Annotated in this window: 15 protein-coding genes and 2 pseudogenes; 10 read left to right on the top strand and 7 right to left on the bottom strand. The window is 61.5% G+C overall.

Features of this window, described 5'->3' with window-relative positions; translation table 11 throughout:
• The first annotated feature begins 59 nt into the window (after window positions 1–59).
• From BEK68_RS10435 to gloB, 5 genes are read left to right on the top strand one after another with little or no spacing between them, the layout of a single operon-like run.
• Complete coding sequence (locus BEK68_RS10435; protein ID WP_009241233.1) at window positions 60–1,628, top strand: GMC family oxidoreductase; 1,569 nt, start codon at window positions 60–62, stop codon at window positions 1,626–1,628.
• Window positions 1,629–1,666: 38 nt separating this feature from the next.
• Window positions 1,667–2,014, top strand: a complete 348-nt coding sequence (locus BEK68_RS10430) for a ribbon-helix-helix domain-containing protein (protein WP_004631258.1) — start codon at window positions 1,667–1,669, stop codon at window positions 2,012–2,014.
• Between the two features lie 3 nt (window positions 2,015–2,017).
• Window positions 2,018–2,413, top strand: coding sequence for a VOC family protein (locus tag BEK68_RS10425; protein ID WP_004631256.1), 396 nt, complete (start codon window positions 2,018–2,020; stop codon window positions 2,411–2,413).
• A gap of 59 nt (window positions 2,414–2,472) precedes the next feature.
• Complete coding sequence (locus BEK68_RS10420) at window positions 2,473–2,886, top strand: glutamate--cysteine ligase (protein WP_009241232.1); 414 nt, start codon at window positions 2,473–2,475, stop codon at window positions 2,884–2,886.
• 13 nt (window positions 2,887–2,899) lie between these two features.
• Window positions 2,900–3,673 carry a hydroxyacylglutathione hydrolase gene (gene gloB, locus BEK68_RS10415; RefSeq protein ID WP_009241231.1) on the top strand — a complete coding sequence of 258 codons (774 nt, stop codon included), beginning with the start codon at window positions 2,900–2,902 and terminating at the stop codon, window positions 3,671–3,673.
• Between the two features lie 336 nt (window positions 3,674–4,009).
• Here the strand turns inward: gloB and BEK68_RS10410 are convergent, their stop codons facing one another.
• The 5 genes from BEK68_RS10410 to BEK68_RS10390 form a co-directional block, all read right to left on the bottom strand.
• Window positions 4,010–4,222 carry a DUF3489 domain-containing protein gene (locus BEK68_RS10410; RefSeq protein ID WP_009241230.1) on the bottom strand — a complete coding sequence of 71 codons (213 nt, stop codon included), beginning with the start codon at window positions 4,220–4,222 and terminating at the stop codon, window positions 4,010–4,012.
• A 384-nt stretch (window positions 4,223–4,606) separates the two neighbouring features.
• Window positions 4,607–5,164, bottom strand: a complete 558-nt coding sequence (locus BEK68_RS10405) for a TlpA disulfide reductase family protein (protein WP_009241229.1) — start codon at window positions 5,162–5,164, stop codon at window positions 4,607–4,609.
• Window positions 5,154–6,215, bottom strand: a complete 1,062-nt coding sequence (locus BEK68_RS10400; protein WP_012436184.1) for a hypothetical protein — start codon at window positions 6,213–6,215, stop codon at window positions 5,154–5,156. The genes BEK68_RS10405 and BEK68_RS10400 overlap by 11 nt, the downstream gene beginning before the upstream one ends.
• A gap of 129 nt (window positions 6,216–6,344) precedes the next feature.
• Window positions 6,345–6,731, bottom strand: a complete 387-nt coding sequence (locus BEK68_RS10395) for a DUF2946 domain-containing protein (protein ID WP_004631244.1) — start codon at window positions 6,729–6,731, stop codon at window positions 6,345–6,347.
• A 508-nt stretch (window positions 6,732–7,239) separates the two neighbouring features.
• On the bottom strand, window positions 7,240–7,809 hold the full coding sequence (locus tag BEK68_RS10390) for a hypothetical protein (RefSeq protein WP_012436183.1): 570 nt from the start codon (window positions 7,807–7,809) through the stop codon (window positions 7,240–7,242).
• Here BEK68_RS10390 and BEK68_RS26565 point away from each other — a divergent pair.
• The 3 genes from BEK68_RS26565 (at window position 7,808) to BEK68_RS10380 (ending at window position 9,990) form a co-directional block, all read left to right on the top strand.
• Window positions 7,808–7,927 carry a hypothetical protein gene (locus tag BEK68_RS26565; RefSeq protein ID WP_352173658.1) on the top strand — a complete coding sequence of 40 codons (120 nt, stop codon included), beginning with the start codon at window positions 7,808–7,810 and terminating at the stop codon, window positions 7,925–7,927. The two genes, BEK68_RS10390 and BEK68_RS26565, sit on opposite strands and share 2 nt — an antisense overlap.
• A 171-nt stretch (window positions 7,928–8,098) precedes the next feature.
• Entirely contained in the window at window positions 8,099–9,364 is a 1,266-nt protein-coding gene (locus BEK68_RS10385; RefSeq protein ID WP_009241226.1) for a M20 family metallopeptidase, read from the top strand.
• Entirely contained in the window at window positions 9,361–9,990 is a 630-nt protein-coding gene (locus BEK68_RS10380; protein WP_012436182.1) for a trimeric intracellular cation channel family protein, read from the top strand. The genes BEK68_RS10385 and BEK68_RS10380 overlap by 4 nt, the downstream gene beginning before the upstream one ends.
• A gap of 238 nt (window positions 9,991–10,228) precedes the next feature.
• Here the strand turns inward: BEK68_RS10380 and BEK68_RS10375 are convergent.
• Both BEK68_RS10375 and BEK68_RS26140 read right to left on the bottom strand, forming a co-directional pair.
• Window positions 10,229–10,714, bottom strand: a pseudogene (locus BEK68_RS10375) (integrase core domain-containing protein); the annotation flags it as partial.
• 16 nt (window positions 10,715–10,730) lie between these two features.
• Window positions 10,731–10,964 (bottom strand): annotated as a pseudogene (locus tag BEK68_RS26140) (integrase); the annotation flags it as partial.
• Window positions 10,965–11,225: 261 nt separating this feature from the next.
• Here BEK68_RS26140 and BEK68_RS10370 point away from each other — a divergent pair.
• Window positions 11,226–14,981: a nitrate reductase subunit alpha gene (locus tag BEK68_RS10370; protein ID WP_012436181.1), complete on the top strand. Its 3,756-nt coding sequence runs from the start codon at window positions 11,226–11,228 to the stop codon at window positions 14,979–14,981.
• Window positions 14,978–16,504 carry a nitrate reductase subunit beta gene (gene narH / locus BEK68_RS10365; RefSeq protein WP_009241222.1) on the top strand — a complete coding sequence of 509 codons (1,527 nt, stop codon included), beginning with the start codon at window positions 14,978–14,980 and terminating at the stop codon, window positions 16,502–16,504. The genes BEK68_RS10370 and narH overlap by 4 nt, the downstream gene beginning before the upstream one ends.
• The last annotated feature ends 1 nt before the right edge of the window (window position 16,505 follow it).

Here is a 16,505-nt window from a genome sequence, read left to right as displayed (position 1 = left end):
TTGACCGGAGCGAGACAAAAATGCCGGCGGCATGCTGGTGCGCAATACAGGAGACATGTATGGCAACGTTTGATTTCAGCGATGACTCGGTCGTCGTGATCATCGGTTCTGGTGCCGGCGGCGGCACGCTGGCCAACGAGCTGTGCCAGAAAGGCATCAAGGTCGTCGTGCTGGAAGCGGGCGGCAAGCAGTCGAATGCCAGCTTCATCAATGATGAATGGAAGGCCTTCAGCCAACTGGCTTGGCTCGACAAGCGCACGACCTCCGGAAGCTGGCGCATTGCCAAGGATTTTGCGGAACTCCCTGCCTGGATCTGCAAGACGGTTGGAGGTACAAGCACGCACTGGGCCGGCGCTTCTCTGCGCTTCCAGGAGCATGAATTTCAAGCCCGGACGCTCTACGGCGACCTCAAGGGAGCGAATCTGCTGGATTGGCCTCTCACGCTCAAGGAGCTGGAGCCGTATTACGCCAAGGCCGAAGACAAGATGGGCGTCACGCGCACCAATGGCATCCCGGGCCTGCCGGGCAACAACAACTTCAAGGTGATGTACAACGGCGCCACCCGGCTCGGCTATAAGGAAGTGCACACCGGCAACATGGCCATCAACAGCAAGCCGCGCAAGGGTCGCGCACGCTGCATGCAGCTCGGCTTCTGCTTCGAGGGCTGCAAGAGCGGCGCCAAATGGTCGACGCTGTACACCGAGTTGCCCGAGGCAGACGCTACCGGCAATTTCGAGTTGCGCACGCAGGCGCATGTCACCCGCATCGAACACGATGACAAGGGGCGCGTGAATGCCGTCATCTATATGGACAAGGACGGCAAGGAACAGCGGCAAAAGGCGCGCATCGTCTGCGTGGCGGGGAACTCCATCGAAACACCGCGTCTGCTGCTGCTATCCGCTTCGAACATGTTCAAGGACGGTCTGGCCAATTCGTCGGGTCAGGTCGGCCGCAATTACATGCGCCATATGACCGGGTCGGTTTATGCGGCATTCAAGGAGCCTGTGCACATGTACCGCGGCACGACCATGGCCGGCATTGTGCGTGACGAGGCTCGCCACGATACCCGTCGTGGGTTCGTCGGCGGTTACGAACTCGAAACGCTGTCGCTGGGTATTCCGTTCATGGCAGCCTTTCTGAATCCGGGAGGATGGGGTTCCGACTTCGCGTGGTGGATGGATCACTATACGAATTTGGCGGGTATGTGGCTCGTCGGTGAAGACATGCCGCGTGAGACGAACCGCGTTACGCTCAATACGAACGTCAAGGATCAATGGGGCAACTACGTGCCGAATGTGCACTTCGATGATCACGAAAACGACATCGCCATGCGCAAACACGCCTACACCCAGGCCGAGCGCATCTACGGTGCAGTCGGTGCGATCAAGACGTTCCGCACGCCGCCGTATCCGTCGACCCATAATCTGGGTACCGCCCGCATGAGCGCCCGCCCGCAGGATGGCGTCTGCAATAAATGGGGGCAGACACATGACATCGCGAATCTGTTCATCAGCGACGGCAGCCAGTTCACCACGGGCGGCTCGGAAAACCCGACATTGACCATCGTTACGCTCGCTATCCGGCAGGCTGACTACATTGCCAAGCAGATGTCGCAACGTTCGATCTGAGTGCCGCAGCGTCGGTTGACCCTCTGCAGGAGACTGCGATGTGTGAATTCTTCGTCACCGCTGATCCCATTCTTTATGAGTCGCGTACGCGCTCCGTGCGCATTCATGGGGTACACACCAGCATCCGGCTGGAAAACTTTGTCTGGGATACCTTGGCGATCCTCGCCGCGGATGAAAACATGACCACCAACGCGCTGATCGTCCAGTTTCACGACGAGATCCTGCATCACAGGGGCGACGTTCAGAATTTCACGTCCTTCCTGCGGGTGACCTGTCTGCGCTACCTTCGTCGCAAATGCGACCAGCTCGAAGCTGCACGGCAGGCTGAGGGGGTGATGCAGGCACAGATGGCACCGCAGAAGAGAACACTACAGACTACCCACTGAAACATGGCCAAGCTCATCCATACGATGATCCGCGTGCGCGACCTGGACGCGTCGCTGAAGTTTTACCGCGAGGTACTGGACCTCACGCCCTCGCATACGCTCGATTTTCCGGACTTCGGGCTCGTCTACCTGCGCAATGCAGAGAACGATGTTGAACTGGAACTGACTTTGAACAAGGGCCGCCAGGAGCCCTACACCCACGGCGACGGCTATGGCCATGTGGCCGTGGTTGTCGACGATGTGGCCACCAAGCATGCCGAATTGCTCAGGGCGGGCTACGAGCCGCTGGCGGTCAAGGAATTCAAGGCAAACGATGCGTTGCTAGCCCGCTTCTTCTTCATCCAGGATCCGGACGGCTACAAGATCGAGGTGCTTGAGCGCCTCGGTCACTATCGCTGAGCGTGCCATCGCGCGGGCATGGCTCAGCGTGCCTGATCTGATCTCGGAAGCAACGCGCCATGATTCCTCATCTCTTCACCGCGCTCTCGGGCCCGCTTTCGGCTGTTACCAAGGATAGTCAGCCGCTTAGCCGCGTCATCATCCAGGAAGGGGTGCCGACGAGGGAGCGATTGCACGGCGCCGTGGCCGAACCTGTTGTCTACATGATCGGGCAGCACGTCGTGGGCGGTTTTTATCGGGCCAACGCCGGCAAGGGCGTGGACGAGCATCTGAATGCCCCGGGGGCGGTGTTTTCGCCCATGCTGCCGGTCGACCGATCCTCGCAATCGCGCTCGCTCTCGTTGTGCACTACGGATGAAGAGCCCAACCGCTTCTATCTATACGGAGTCGTCGGTCAACTGGCCGCGCTGGCGGCGAGCGATGAACTCAACGCCGCGCAAGCCGAGGCGCCGTCGGCGCTGGAATTTGTCTGAAGGCTGGCTCCCCATGTTGACACTTCGACCGTTGCCGGCGTTCGCTGACAACTACATTTGGGTATTGCATGATGAGCGACACGCTTGGGTCGTGGATCCTGGGGAGTCTGCACAAGTGCTCGACTATCTGCAGAAGCACGGTCTGGTTCTGCAGGGGATACTTCTGACGCACCATCACTCCGACCATGTCGGCGGAGTGCAGGCGCTGCGCCAGCAAACCGGCGCTGCTGTCTACGGTCCGGCGGGCGAGCCGATTCCCGAGCCTGCGCGCCGGCTGAGGCAGGGCGATCGGGTGGATGTCTTGGAGCAGCAGTTTGAGGTGATCGATGTGCCGGGACATACCGCCGGCCACATCGCTTATTTCAGTGCTGCCTGCCCCGATGGACCGCTCTTGTTTTGCGGGGACACGCTGTTTTCGGGAGGCTGCGGAAGGTTGTTCGAGGGCACACCGGAGCAGATGCTGGCATCTCTCGATACGCTCGCGGCCTTGCCCGCGCAGACGCAAGTGTGTCCCGCGCATGAATACACGCTAGCCAACCTGCGGTTCGCGCAGACGGTCGAACCATCTAACGAAGCTCTGGCCCGCCACGTGCCCTATTGCGAGATGTTGCGCGCGCAAGGATTGCCGACGCTACCGAGCCGCCTTGGGCTCGAGCGTCAGATCAACCCGTTCCTTCGCTCGCGCGAACCCAGCGTGCGGCAGTCGCTCAGTCGGTTGCCGTCAGCCAGTCTTGGCGATGTGCACGTCTTTGCCGCGCTTCGCGAATGGAAAAACAACTTTCAATGATCGCGCGCTGAGCGTGGCGCATCGGGTCGTTACGTGTCACAGGGTTCTGCTCGCCCCCTGCGCAGGCGGTTCTGTGGCGATATGACGGCGGCGAGGAACGCGTTCAGCCGGCTACAGGGTTGGGGAGTCACGTAGCGGTGACCTCGGATCGCTTGTCGGTGCGTCGCCAAGCGCCCGCAGCTTTCGGTATACCCGCCGTGGGAGGCAACGGTGCTCCGCAGACATTGCTTGGCGTGGTGCACAAGTCCTCACTGCTGAACGCGTATTTCAGACTGAATCGGCCGGACGGCTGAGCGGCGTGCTGGGCTGTCTCAAGCCCCAGTTGGAAGAGCGCATTCAACGCGTCGAGTGATGACTGAACGCATCATTCCCCTCAACCGTTTCGCAGATCACCAGCAGTTGCAGGCGCTTGCGCAACACACCGCTGATCACGCCGCGCACGGAGTGGGCCTGCCATCCGGTGGCGCTCATCAGATCAGCCAGGCTGGCGCCGGAGGCTTGTTTGAGCAGGGCAATCGGTTGGGCCTGCTTGGTGGCGAAAGCCTCCACGGCTTCACTTGAAGCCGCAGCGGGAGGGGGCTTGGTGGCCCGGCGGCGACTGGCGGAGGCGGGGGCCTTGGCCTGAGTTGCCTTGAGGCCTTTACGGCTCTTCTCCGGACCGGTTGCAGACTTGGTCGTGGAGGCACGGCCGGGTGCCTTTCGGGGTCGGGGATTTGTTCATCATGAGCTCCTGGTGTGGGCCGCCACGCTAGCCGCGGCGGTAACACCAGTAACGCTCTGAAGGGGCGAAACATCCAGTCAATTTGCATAGCCGACGGTCGCTTCCCGACCCAAAACGGTCAGTCGCCCCTTCCCTGGCAGCGTCTGCCGATAGCAGGCGAGGCGGCATGCGCTGGATTTTTTGATGGGCGCAACGCCGCCACGATCGGCCCTTCAACGCAACAACGGTGTGACGATGCGATCAAGCCGTTCGGCCGTCCACGCGGGTTCACGCGAGTCCCAGCCGTTGTCGGCCAGCAGGCCGTTGCGGTCGATCGTGAAGTTGACCGGAATTCGCCAGATGCGGCCGTAGCCACCCGCATAGGCGCTACCAAGCAGCCCCACGGGAAAGCTCCATGCCGCCGCCATTTCCCGCACCGCTGACAACGAGGCTGGCTCGTCCAGACTGAAGCCGAGGACGCGTAGACCCCGATGCGCGTGTTTCGCCGCGTAATCGGAGAGCAACGGTAGCTCTTGATGGCACGGCCCACACCATGTCGCCCAGAAGCTCAGGATCACGACATGACCGTGCAGGTCTTCGGTAGAGATGTTGCGGCCATCAATCGTGTGCAGCACCAGGGCAGGCGCCGGCCGCCCGACTTCAAGGCTCGCGGCATGTGCATCGTGAGATGGGCTACCCAGCCCGGTGCCCAGCGCCACCGTGCTGGCCGCTTGCAGCCACGTACGTCGCGACCATGCGCGCGGCGAACGGCACTCCGTATCAGAACGCATAGCTGGCTCCAACGGTGCCCGACCAGCGCGGGAAGAGCTGGTAACCCTGCAGGTTGCTGTACAGCGCCCTCTGCAGGAATGCGTAGATCTGCACGTTGTGCGCCACGCTCACCGTCACGCCCGGCGACAGGTAGATCACCGTGCCTGCGGTGTTGGTGGTATCCGCCAGTGCGCCCTTGTCGGCGTTCTTGCGCGTTACGTTGAACTGCAACTGCGGCACGACGTGCGGATTGGCCTCGTAGCGCACGCCAAAGCTCATGGTGGCGAGGTTGCCGGGGCGGAAGTCCGCGCCAGCCTCATTCAGCCGTTGGTGCACGGCGGCCTGGAATTGGCCGTTGATGAACGCATCGAAATCCTGGCTGACGGGCTGGTAGTAGTAGGCACCCAGGATCACGTCGGTGCTACCTGTACCGGGCTGCAGGCTGGTATCCAGAGCTTGCCCGCCCGTCGCGCTCGGGCCGCTGTTGAAGAACACCGGATTGCGCCCGACTGTATTGCCGGTCAATACGTTCTGCCCGCCGTAGCGGCCGGTCGGCAGCTTGACGCCCAGTTGCACGCCCAGATTGTGCGTGGGCAGGAAGCCCTGGTAGCTGGCGATCAGCTTGATGTCACCCAGGCCGCTAGCGGTGCCACCGCTGACATTGCCCGGGGTGAGCTGGTCGGACGTGGCCGCGCCGTACGTCGTGTGGCTGCGGTCCACGTACGGCACGATCGCGCCGAAGTTCCAGCTACTGTTCGGGCTGTAATTGATGCCGAGGTTGATGTAGCGATTGATGGTCTGGCGCTCGACTTCCTGGTTGCCGCCGGCATCGTTGATGGCGGCAGCCTGCGCTGGCGTGACCGCGTGAGTGCCGTTGCGCAACTGGTTCTGAGGAAGATAGGTGTATTCGAAGCCGATACGCCAACCCGGGATGGCCGAGTAGCCCATCGCGGCGTCGGTGCTGAGTGAACAGCCACAGGTGGCGCAGGCATGCGCCGCGATAGGTGCAAACACGCCGACGGCGCAGGCGAGCAGTGCTGCGCGTCGGATCATGTTGGATGGTGTTGCCATGGAGATTCCTCGCTCTGATATGTACGTGCGCGCCCTGACCAGTGGTCGGTGCGTCGCACGGCGTCTTGTCTGAAAACGGCCCTGGCCGGGTGCGAGTGCGTTGCGCAATCGCTGCCCGGGTTGACGTGGTCAGAAGAGGAGGGGTGAATCGCGCGGCCGTCCGGCCTCGCGCGCTTGGTGCACGGCCAGGCGCCCGGGCTCCGGGGACCATGCCGTTGCATGGATTGGCGCCGGTGCCGCCATCGCTGGGATGATAGTCGGCACCAGCACGTGTTCTGCCAGCAGATCGCAGTAGCCGCATGCCGCATGGTGGCCGGCCGGCATGTCGTGCCCAGCGGGTAGATCGGTATTGGCGGAGGCAGACTGTTTGGCCTCGCAAAGCGGCGCGGCCTGCTCGAACGCCCGCAGCTCGTGCAATTCCAGCGCCTGGCTCACCATCGGCACAAAAAGCACAAGCACCATCGCCACCAGGCCAAGCCAGGCGGTCAGTCTTTTGCGGGTGCGAGCGAAATGCATGATGGGCTAGTGAAGCTGCCGGGCGGTCCTGGTGCGGACAATGTCCAGCATGTGCGGATGCGCAGTATTACACCGCAAAAAGAGCATCAGTATCCAGATCTACGTCAAGACGACGTTGCCAATCGGTTTGCCGCATGCGTATCGATGATCCGCTTCAACTTGAAGCGGGCGTTCACACGCGCCCTTCAGGGCTGTATTTGCCAAGGCAATCTTTTGGCCGGCCTGTGCGGCAAATTGTTGCATCGCTTGAACGACAGTTCCTGGCCGAATTCTGCCGCCGGACCACAAGCCCTCCGCGGAATTCGGCGATGAACCGAAAAAAAAGCAAAAAAACGCAGCATCTAACCTGCCATCAGGTGGAGCGGGCTGCGTGGCAGGCGTCAGCCATTGCTATGACACAGCGGCGCGTTTTGAAACCGCAAATGGGCTTCACTCCTGCAATAGACCTGTCGCGGGAAAAGCGATTTGGCGCCAAGAGGCTAACGCTCAGAAGGGGCGAAACATCCAGTCAAGTTGCGTCGGGGTTGCCAATGGTGGAGCCGTCCGCATACACGACCATCGTTGGCTGCATCTCTGCCGAGAACTGGCCGTCCTTCAAGTGCATCAAGTGGCGATCTTCATCGATGAACTCGTTGATCTTTCTGCTCCCCTTCCAGACGTATTCACCGCCGGGCGGGATCGCCTGCTCGATATTCAGATGCATCTTGGAGATGGCCTCCCCGAAGGTATTCTTGAAGACGAGCTGCACCTTGATGCCCTTGATCGCTTTGGGACCAGAATTCCTGACGCCGATTTCGACGGAAAATTGATCGTCAATCTGTCTTGCCATAACATCGCTCGGAATGTAGCGCTGTCCCATGAAGGTGAGCAGGACGGTCTTGCTGAGCTCGGCTGTCGTGGCAACCTGCTGTGCCTCAATCTTCTTCTTGAGCCGCTCCTCGGCGGACTTCCTGGCGTCCTGCTCGGCGACCACGCAGTTTCTGCTGTGTACCTGCTCCGGGTATACGATCGACAACTGCCTCCAAGGCGTGGCGGTGCGAGACTGCTCGTGCGTGCTGGCAGACCAAGCTTGCGTCATGCTACCTGCCGACATGGGCGCAGAGGTCATCAAGATAGAGACGCAGGTGGGGAACTGGGCGCAGTCGGTGCGTGCCATCGAACGGCAAAGTGGCACCTTTTTACTCCATGCTCTTTAATTGTCTCGTCGGCGTACTGAGCCTCATGTTGCTGGCGCGGTCAGGGTCATCCTGACCCGGTGCGCTGCGGAATAGCCCTTGTGGGGTCCGCGCTGAAGAGGGCGTCCCCATGGAGTCTTCAGGGCGGCAACTGAATGTGTATGCGAAGCACAAGGCATCCCGGGAGTTTTTATGAACGCACTCGTCAACGCGCTGCACGGCCGCAGCGACACGCTGCTGGCCGAGCTCGAAGCCATTTACAAAGACCTCCATCAGCACCCCGAGCTTTCCATGCAGGAAGTCCGGACCGCCAAGATCGCCGCCGACCATATCGAGGCGCTGGGCTATGAAGTCACACGCGATGTCGGTATCACGGGCGTAGTCGGCGTGCTGCGCAATGGAGATGGCCCTACGGTGATGCTACGCGCGGACATGGACGCGCTGCCCATGGCGGAAAATACCGGCTTGCCTTACGCGAGCACCGTCAAGGCCAAGGATGAGGAGGGCGTTGAAGTCGATGTTGCCCATTCATGCGGACATGACATGCATGTGACCTGGCTGATCGGTGCTGCGCGCGTTCTCGCAGAGCACCGCGACGCCTGGCGGGGTACGGTCATGGTGGTGTTCCAACCGGGCGAAGAGGTAGGGCGCGGCGCCGCCAGCATGGTGGACGACTGGGGCACCGAACGCTTTCCCAAGCCGGACATCATCCTGGGTCAGCATGTCATGGTCGGGGCCAGCGGCACGGTCAGTTACCGGCCCGGCGTCATTCTGTCAGCGGGCGATAGCCTGAAAATCCGGCTGTTCGGTCGCGGCTCGCACGGCTCTCAGCCGCAGACGTCGATTGATCCGGTCATCATGGCCGCCTCCACCACGTTGCGTTTGCAGACCATTGTCTCTCGTGAAATTTCGCCGATGGACAATGCCGTGCTGACCATTGGAGCGCTGCAGGCCGGCACCAAGGAAAACATCATCCCGGACGAAGCCACAATCAAGCTCAACATGCGCACCTTCGACGAAGATGTGCGCGAATACATGCTGGCTTCTATCAAACGGATTTGCTGTGCGGAGTGCGATGCATCGAACGCCGAGCGGCCGCCGGAGTTCACGACCCTCAGCGCGTATCCACTCACCGAAAACGACGCGGCCGCCACGCAGCGGCTGGCAGAGGCTTTCAAGGCCCAGTTCGGCGACAAGGCTTACGAGACGAAGCCTGCGTCGGCCAGTGAAGACTTCAGCATCTTTGGGCGTGCCTGGAATGTGCCTTACGTCTTCTGGTTCATCGGCGGAACCGACCCTCAAATCTATGCACAAGCCGAAGCGGCCAGGCAGGTCAACAAAATACCGAGTAACCATTCACCCAAGTTCGCACCGGTCATTCATCCGACGCTGGAAACCGGCCTGCACGCGATGCTCACGGCGGCCTCGGCATGGCTTTGCACTTCTCCGGCAACATGATGGAGCACAACCTCTTTGTCCTGGTCGACTTGCTGGGCACCCTCGCCTTCGCGGTCAGTGGTGCCCTCGCAGCCGAACAGAAGCGGCTCGACCTGTTTGGCGTTCTTGCGATCAGCTATCTGACGGCGTGCGGCGGCGGCGTGATTCGAGACCTGTGTATCGGTGCACTGCCGCCGGTGGGCATTTCGGACTGGCGCTACCTCGCCACCTCAGCGCTCGCGTCAGCGATTGCGATCTGGGCACGCCCCATGATTGACCACCTCAAACAGCCGATCATCTTTTTCGATTCGCTCGGGCTGGGCTTCTTTGCCGTCGTCGGGGCGCATAAGGCGTTGGGGTTCGGCCACAACATTGAGGTGGCCATCCTTCTCGGCATGGTGACGGCCGTCGGCGGCGGCGTGGCACGGGACGTGGTGCTCAACCGCGTGCCGATCATCCTCGAGAAGGAAATCTACGCCGTGGCAGCGCTGGTCGGGGCGGCCATCCAGGTGCTTGGACAGCGCATGGACTGGACGCTCACGCTCACGCCGTGGTTTGGCGCCTTAATCTGCTTTGCTATCCGCACCCTCGCGCTGCACTACTCCTGGGGGCTGCCGGTGATCCGGCGCAGCGACGCCGCGCAGTGATTGGGCTGGGCAGCGACGGGCTGTACGTACGCAGTCAGTGATTTCACCGCCGTGGGCGACGCCCCAAACTCGGACCAAACCGCGCGATCCGTTTCTGAAACGTTCCCTAAACCCTTGCCGGCGGCAATCTGCCGTAAATTTTGGAGTTTGAACGCCACACCATCGGGATTTCGAAAAGACCCTTCCCTCGACGCCTCCGCGTGGTATGGAAAGCGGCGGAGCACCTCGGGCAGCGCCTTTATCCAAGCGACGAATGCGGGCGCTGCGTGTTGTAGTGTTGGCGCCATTGTTCAATGACGACCTGCGCTTCCTTGAGGCTGTAGAACAGTTCGCCGTTGAGCAGCTCATCGCGCAGCTTGCCGTTGAAGGACTCGCAGTAGCCATTTTCCCACGGGCTGTCGGGTGCGATGAACAGCGTCTTCGCGCCCAAACGGCCCAGCCAGTCACGCACGATGTTCGCTGTCATCTCCGCACCGTTGTCCGAGCGCGCATGCTCGGGGATGCCATGTGCCAGCATGGCGTCAGCCAGTGTCTCGATGACGTCCATACTGTTCAAGCGTCGTCCTACCTTGATGGCCAGGCACTGGCGCGAGAACTCGTCGACGAGCGTCATCAGCCGCAGGCTGCGGCCGTCTTCGGTAGTGTGGTGCACGAAGTCGTAGCTCCAGACGTGATGTGGATATTCCGGGCGCAGCCGCACACAAGAGCCATCGTTGAACCATACCTACTGGGCCATTGGGCCGAATGGCGATACGCTCGCCATGGCAGACATCCCACACACGTAGCTTCGCGAGATCACACGCTCGGAGTTTGCTGTCAATGGCGAGGTTGAACGTCGCCAGATCACGCAAGTTGGAGGAGAGTTGCAGGCGCACGCGGATCGCCCAGATCTCGCTGAGCTTGAGCGGCGGCTTCTGACCGGTCAATTTCCCTTTGTTCCACGGTACCCGCGGCGACCTCGGTTGGGTCAGGATTCGGTGCCAATCAACAACGTGCGCATGAGTAGCATCAAACTGAATCGCCTCGGCTTTGGGCCGTTCAGCAGGTGTGGCTAGATAGCATGCGAGGCATGGTCCATTGCCTCCGTCGAAACCCGGCGCGGCCTCTTTGCGGTGCACAAGTGGGCCTGTGCAGAAGGGGGGGCTACAGCTTGGCGCACAAGCCGGAGTTTACATATCGCCATTCTCTTCCTTTAATGGACAACGCTTGCCGATGCAAACCAGGAAGGGGTCCCCATGAGCCATTTCGTTGACAGGCTGCGCTTTTTCGTCACCGAGCGGCCAGCGTTCTCGGATGGACACGGGGCTGTCACAGACGAAGACCGCAAGTGGGAAGAGGCATATCGCCAACGATGGCAGCACGACAAGGTCGTCCGGTCCACGCACGGGGTCAACTGCACAGGATCGTGCTCCTGGAAGATCTATGTCAAAGGCGGCATCGTTACGTGGGAAACCCAGCAGACGGATTACCCGCGCACGCGCCCTGACATGCCGAACCATGAGCCGCGCGGGTGTTCGCGCGGGGCGTCGTACTCCTGGTACCTGTACAGCGCAAATCGGCTGAAATATCCGATGGTGCGTAGCGCGCTCGTCAAGCTTTGGCGCGAGCGCCGTGCGATCATGGACCCGGTCCAGGCCTGGCAGTCGATCGTTGAAGACGACACCGCGCGCCGCAGCTATCAGAGCCGCCGCGGCCTTGGCGGCTTTGTCCGTTCAACGTGGGACGAGGTCAACGAAATCGTTGCCGCCGCCAACGTCTACACCATCCGCAAGTACGGCCCGGATCGCGTGGTGGGGTTTTCACCGATCCCTGCTATGTCGATGGTCTCGTACGCGGCCGGCTCGCGCTATCTGTCGTTGATCGGCGGTGTGTGCCTGAGCTTCTACGACTGGTACTGCGATCTGCCGCCCGCCTCGCCGCAAACCTGGGGCGAGCAGACCGACGTGCCGGAATCTGCCGACTGGTACAACTCGACGTTCATCATGCTGTGGGGCTCGAACGTGCCGCAGACGCGCACGCCCGACGCGCACTTCATGGTGGAAGCCCGCTACAAGGGCACGAAGATTGTTTCGGTGTTCCCTGACTACGCCGAGGGCGCGAAGTTTGGCGACATCTGGCTGCATCCCAAGCAAGGCACCGACGCCGCACTGGCGCTCGCCATGGGGCACGTGATCCTCAAGGAATTCCACCTGGCGGGCAAGAGCGACTACTTCATGGACTACTGCCGCCGCTTCACCGACATGCCCTGCCTGGTGCGGCTTGTGCGGCGCGGCGACCAGTATGTGCCCGACAGGCTGGTGCGCGCATCGGATTTTGAAGGCGCGATGGGCGAGGCGAACAACCCCGATTGGAAGACCGTGATGATCGACGAGCTGTCGGGCAAGGTCGTCACGCCGGTCGGGTCGGTGGGGTTCCGCTGGGGGCAGAAAGACGGCGAAGACAAGGGCAAATGGAACCTCAAGTCGGAAGCGTCGTCAGGGGCGGTAATCGTTCCGCAGCTTTCGCTTGCCAAGGCATATGACGAAGTGGTCGACGTACTGTTTCCGTACTTCGGCAATCGTGAACATCCGCACTTCAACCACACAGGGCATCCGTCGGAGTTGTCGCGCGCACTTGGCGCACGCCGCCTGCAGACGTGCGATGGCGAGATGCTGGCCGTAACGGTGTACGACCTGTTTGTCGCCAACTACGGCCTGGATCAGGGCCTGGGCGGTCGCGACATTGCGCAGAGCTACGACGATGACCTGCCATACACGCCGGCTTGGCAGGAAGCCATCACGGGCGTCAATCGGGCGGATGTGATTTCGGTGGCGCGGCAGTTTGCCGAAAACGCGCACAAAACCCAGGGCAAGTCCATGGTCATCATCGGGGCCGGGATCAACCATTGGTTCCACATGGACATGGCGTACCGCGCGATCATCAACATGCTGATCATGTGCGGTTGCGTTGGCAAGTCGGGGGGCGGTTGGTCGCACTATGTGGGGCAGGAAAAATTGCGGCCGCAGACCGGCTGGACCGCGCTTGCATTTGCGCTGGACTGGCACCGGCCGCCGCGGCACATGAACGCCACGTCATTCTTCTACGCGCATACTGACCAATGGCGCTACGACCCGATGGATCCGACGACGCTGCTATCGTCGCTGGCCGACAAGTCGCGCTTTCATGGCACGCCGATCGACTACAACGTGCGCGCAGAGCGCATGGGCTGGCTGCCGTCGGCGCCGCAGTTGGCGGCGAATCCGCTGGACGTCGGCCGCAGCCTTGCCAGCACGGGCGAAGCGCCCAGCGTCGTTGCGCGCGAGCTGGCCTCCGGTGCCTTGCACATGGCCTGTGAAGACCCAGACAACCCGGTGAACTTCCCGCGCAACATGTTTGTCTGGCGCTCGAACCTGCTGGGGTCTTCCGGCAAGGGGCACGAGTACTTTCTCAAGCATCTGCTGGGCGCGGTGCATGGTGTGCAGGGCGAGGAAGTTGCCAAGAGCGGCGGCAAGCGCCCGGAAGAGATCGCTTGGCACGACAACGCCCCGCAGGGCAAGCTCGATTTGCTGGTGACGCTGGACTTTCGCATGTCCACGACGTGCATGTACTCCGACGTGGTGCTGCCCACCGCGACGTGGTACGAGAAGGACGACATGAACACGTCCGATATGCACCCGTTCATTCATCCGCTATCGGCGGCGGTGGATCCGGCGTGGCAATCGAAGAGCGATTGGGAAATCTTCAAGGGCATCGCCAAACGGTTCTCGGAGTTGAGCGTTGGACATCTGGGCGTGGAGTGCGATGTGGTGCTGGCGCCCATCGCGCATGACTCGCCGGCAGAACTGGCGCAACCGTTCGACGTGGTCGACTGGAAGCGTGGCGAGTGTGATCCGGTGCCAGGCAAGACCATGCCTGCGGTGATTGCCGTCGAGCGCGACTATCCAAACACGTTCCAGAAATTTACGTCGCTTGGCCCGCTGATGGACAAACTGGGCAATGGCGGCAAGGGCATTTCGTGGGATACGAAAGACGAGGTCAAGCTGCTTGGCGACCTGAACTACCGCGTTGACGATGCGGGTTGCGCGAACGGCCGGCCGCGCATAGACACGGCCATCGATGCGGCGGAGGTCATCCTGTCGCTTGCGCCGGAGACCAATGGTGCGGTGGCCGTCAAGGCATGGCAAGCGGTGTCGGCCATGACGGGTATTGAACACGCGCATCTGGCAGATGCCCGCGAGGACGAGAAGATCCGGTTCCGCGACATCCAGGCGCAGCCACGCAAGATCATTTCTTCGCCAACGTGGAGCGGAATCGAGTCGGAACACGTGTCGTACAACGCGGGCTATACCAACGTGCACGAGCTGATTCCGTGGCGCACCATCAGCGGCCGTCAGCAGTTGTACCAGGACCACGCGTGGCTGCGCGCCTTTGGCGAGTCCTTGTGCGTGTACAAGCCACCCATCGACACGGGCAGTTATGAAGCGATGGTCGGCAAACGCTCGAACGGCAATCCGGAACTGGTGCTCAACTTCATCACGCCGCACCAGAAGTGGGGCATCCACAGCACCTATACGGACAACCTGCTGATGCTGACCCTGTCGCGCGGCGGGCCGATCGTGTGGATGGCAGAAGCCGACGCCAAGCAGATCGACATTGCCGACAACGACTGGATCGAGTGCTACAACGCCAACGGCGCGCTCTGTGCCCGTGCTGTGGTGAGCCAGCGCGTGCCGCGCGGCATGGTCATGATGTACCACGCGCAAGAGAAGATCGTGAACACTCCCGGCTCCGAAATTACCGGCACGCGGGGCGGCATTCACAACTCGGTCACCCGCATTGCCATCAAGCCGACCCACATGATCGGCGGTTACGCACAACTGTCTTACGGGTTCAACTACTACGGCACGGTTGGATCGAACCGCGATGAGTTCCTGATCGTGCGCAAGATGAAGCGGATCGACTGGCTTGACGACACCTCACCCGCCTCGTTGCCTGCAGGAGCGCGCTCATGAAAGTACGTGCACAGATTGCGATGGTGCTGAACCTGGACAAGTGCATCGGTTGCCATACCTGTTCGGTAACGTGCAAGAACGTATGGACGAGCCGCGAAGGCATGGAATACGCGTGGTTCAACAACGTGGAGACCAAGCCCGGCATCGGTTATCCGAAAGATTGGGAGAACCAGGAGCGGTGGCGCGGCGGCTGGGTACGCAAGGCTGACGGCAAGCTTCAGCCGAAGCTGGGCGGCAAGTGGCGGCTGCTGGCGCAGATTTTTGCGAATCCGCATCTGCCCGAGATCGACGACTACTACGAGCCGTTCACGTTCGACTATGCCCACCTGCAAACCGCGGGCGATTCCGCCGCAATGCCGGTTGCACGGCCGCGCTCGCTCATCAGCGGCGAGCGCCTGGAGAAGATCGAATGGGGCCCGAACTGGGAGGAAATCCTGGGCGGCGAGTTTGAGAAGCGGGCGAAGGACTACAACTTCGAGAACGTACAGAAGGACATCTACGGCCAGTTCGAGAACACCTTCATGATGTACCTGCCGCGACTGTGCGAGCACTGCCTGAACCCTGCCTGCGTGGCCGCATGCCCGTCGGGCTCGATCTACAAGCGCGAGGAAGACGGCATCGTGCTGGTCGACCAGGACAAGTGCCGGGGCTGGCGTATGTGCGTGTCGGGTTGCCCGTACAAGAAGATTTATTTCAACTGGAAGAGCGGCAAGGCGGAGAAGTGCATCTTCTGCTATCCGCGCATCGAGGTTGGGCAGCCCACCGTGTGTTCGGAAACCTGCGTGGGCCGCATTCGCTACCTGGGTGTGTTGCTGTACGACGCAGACCGCATTAGCGAGGCGGCAAGCGTGGAGCAAGAAACCGATCTGTATGAGTCGCAGTTGTCGGTGTTTCTCGACCCGCACGATCCGCAGGTGATTGCACAGGCCGAGCGCGACGGCGTGCCCGCTGCATGGATCGAAGGCGCGCAGCGCTCGCCGGTGTACAAGATGGCGATCGACTGGAAGATCGCGTTTCCGCTGCATCCGGAATACCGCACGCTGCCGATGGTGTGGTACGTGCCGCCACTCTCGCCGATCAATGCAGCCGCCAATAGCGGGGAGCTGGGCATGAACGGCTATCTGCCCGATGTTGACTCGCTGCGCATTCCGTTGCGTTATCTCGCCAACCTGCTGACGGCGGGCAAGGAAGCGCCCGTGAAGCTTGCACTCGAACGCATGCTGGCGATGCGTGCCTTCATGCGTGCGCGGCACGTCGATGGCGTGGCAGCGCCAGCCGTGCTGGCACAGGCGGGGTTGACCACCGCGCAGGTCGAAGAGATGTACCGCTACCTGGCGATCGCCAACTATGAAGACCGATTCGTCATCCCGACCACGCACCGCGAATATGCCGAAGATGCCTTCGACTTGCGCGCATCGTGTGGCTTTTCGTTTGGGAACGGATGCTCGGACGGTACCTCAGACGTGGGGCTGTTCAGCTCGCGCAAGAGCGGGCGCACGATTCCGATCCGGCAGGAGTCCTGAC

It is taken from the genome of Ralstonia pickettii (assembly GCF_001699815.1).
Lineage (GTDB): Bacteria > Pseudomonadota > Gammaproteobacteria > Burkholderiales > Burkholderiaceae > Ralstonia > Ralstonia thomasii.
Note: the sequence above shows the minus strand (reverse complement) of the source record. Positions and strands in the feature narration are given on the sequence as shown.

What these genes read in the sequence shown, in the direction of transcription:
- BEK68_RS10405 (WP_009241229.1), bottom strand. Translation starts at nt 5,164, where the DNA reads ATGCGTTCTGATACGGAGTGCCGTTCGCCGCGCGCATGGTCGCGACGT.
- BEK68_RS10395 (WP_004631244.1), bottom strand. Translation starts at nt 6,731, where the DNA reads ATGCATTTCGCTCGCACCCGCAAAAGACTGACCGCCTGGCTTGGCCTG.
- BEK68_RS10420 (WP_009241232.1), top strand. Translation starts at nt 2,473, where the DNA reads ATGATTCCTCATCTCTTCACCGCGCTCTCGGGCCCGCTTTCGGCTGTT.
- BEK68_RS10385 (WP_009241226.1), top strand. Translation starts at nt 8,099, where the DNA reads ATGAACGCACTCGTCAACGCGCTGCACGGCCGCAGCGACACGCTGCTG.
- BEK68_RS10430 (WP_004631258.1), top strand. Translation starts at nt 1,667, where the DNA reads ATGTGTGAATTCTTCGTCACCGCTGATCCCATTCTTTATGAGTCGCGT.
- BEK68_RS10370 (WP_012436181.1), top strand. Translation starts at nt 11,226, where the DNA reads ATGAGCCATTTCGTTGACAGGCTGCGCTTTTTCGTCACCGAGCGGCCA.
- BEK68_RS10425 (WP_004631256.1), top strand. Translation starts at nt 2,018, where the DNA reads ATGGCCAAGCTCATCCATACGATGATCCGCGTGCGCGACCTGGACGCG.
- BEK68_RS10380 (WP_012436182.1), top strand. Translation starts at nt 9,361, where the DNA reads ATGATGGAGCACAACCTCTTTGTCCTGGTCGACTTGCTGGGCACCCTC.
- BEK68_RS10400 (WP_012436184.1), bottom strand. Translation starts at nt 6,215, where the DNA reads ATGGCAACACCATCCAACATGATCCGACGCGCAGCACTGCTCGCCTGC.
- BEK68_RS26565 (WP_352173658.1), top strand. Translation starts at nt 7,808, where the DNA reads ATGCTACCTGCCGACATGGGCGCAGAGGTCATCAAGATAGAGACGCAG.
- narH (WP_009241222.1), top strand. Translation starts at nt 14,978, where the DNA reads ATGAAAGTACGTGCACAGATTGCGATGGTGCTGAACCTGGACAAGTGC.
- gloB (WP_009241231.1), top strand. Translation starts at nt 2,900, where the DNA reads ATGTTGACACTTCGACCGTTGCCGGCGTTCGCTGACAACTACATTTGG.
- BEK68_RS10435 (WP_009241233.1), top strand. Translation starts at nt 60, where the DNA reads ATGGCAACGTTTGATTTCAGCGATGACTCGGTCGTCGTGATCATCGGT.
- BEK68_RS10390 (WP_012436183.1), bottom strand. Translation starts at nt 7,809, where the DNA reads ATGACGCAAGCTTGGTCTGCCAGCACGCACGAGCAGTCTCGCACCGCC.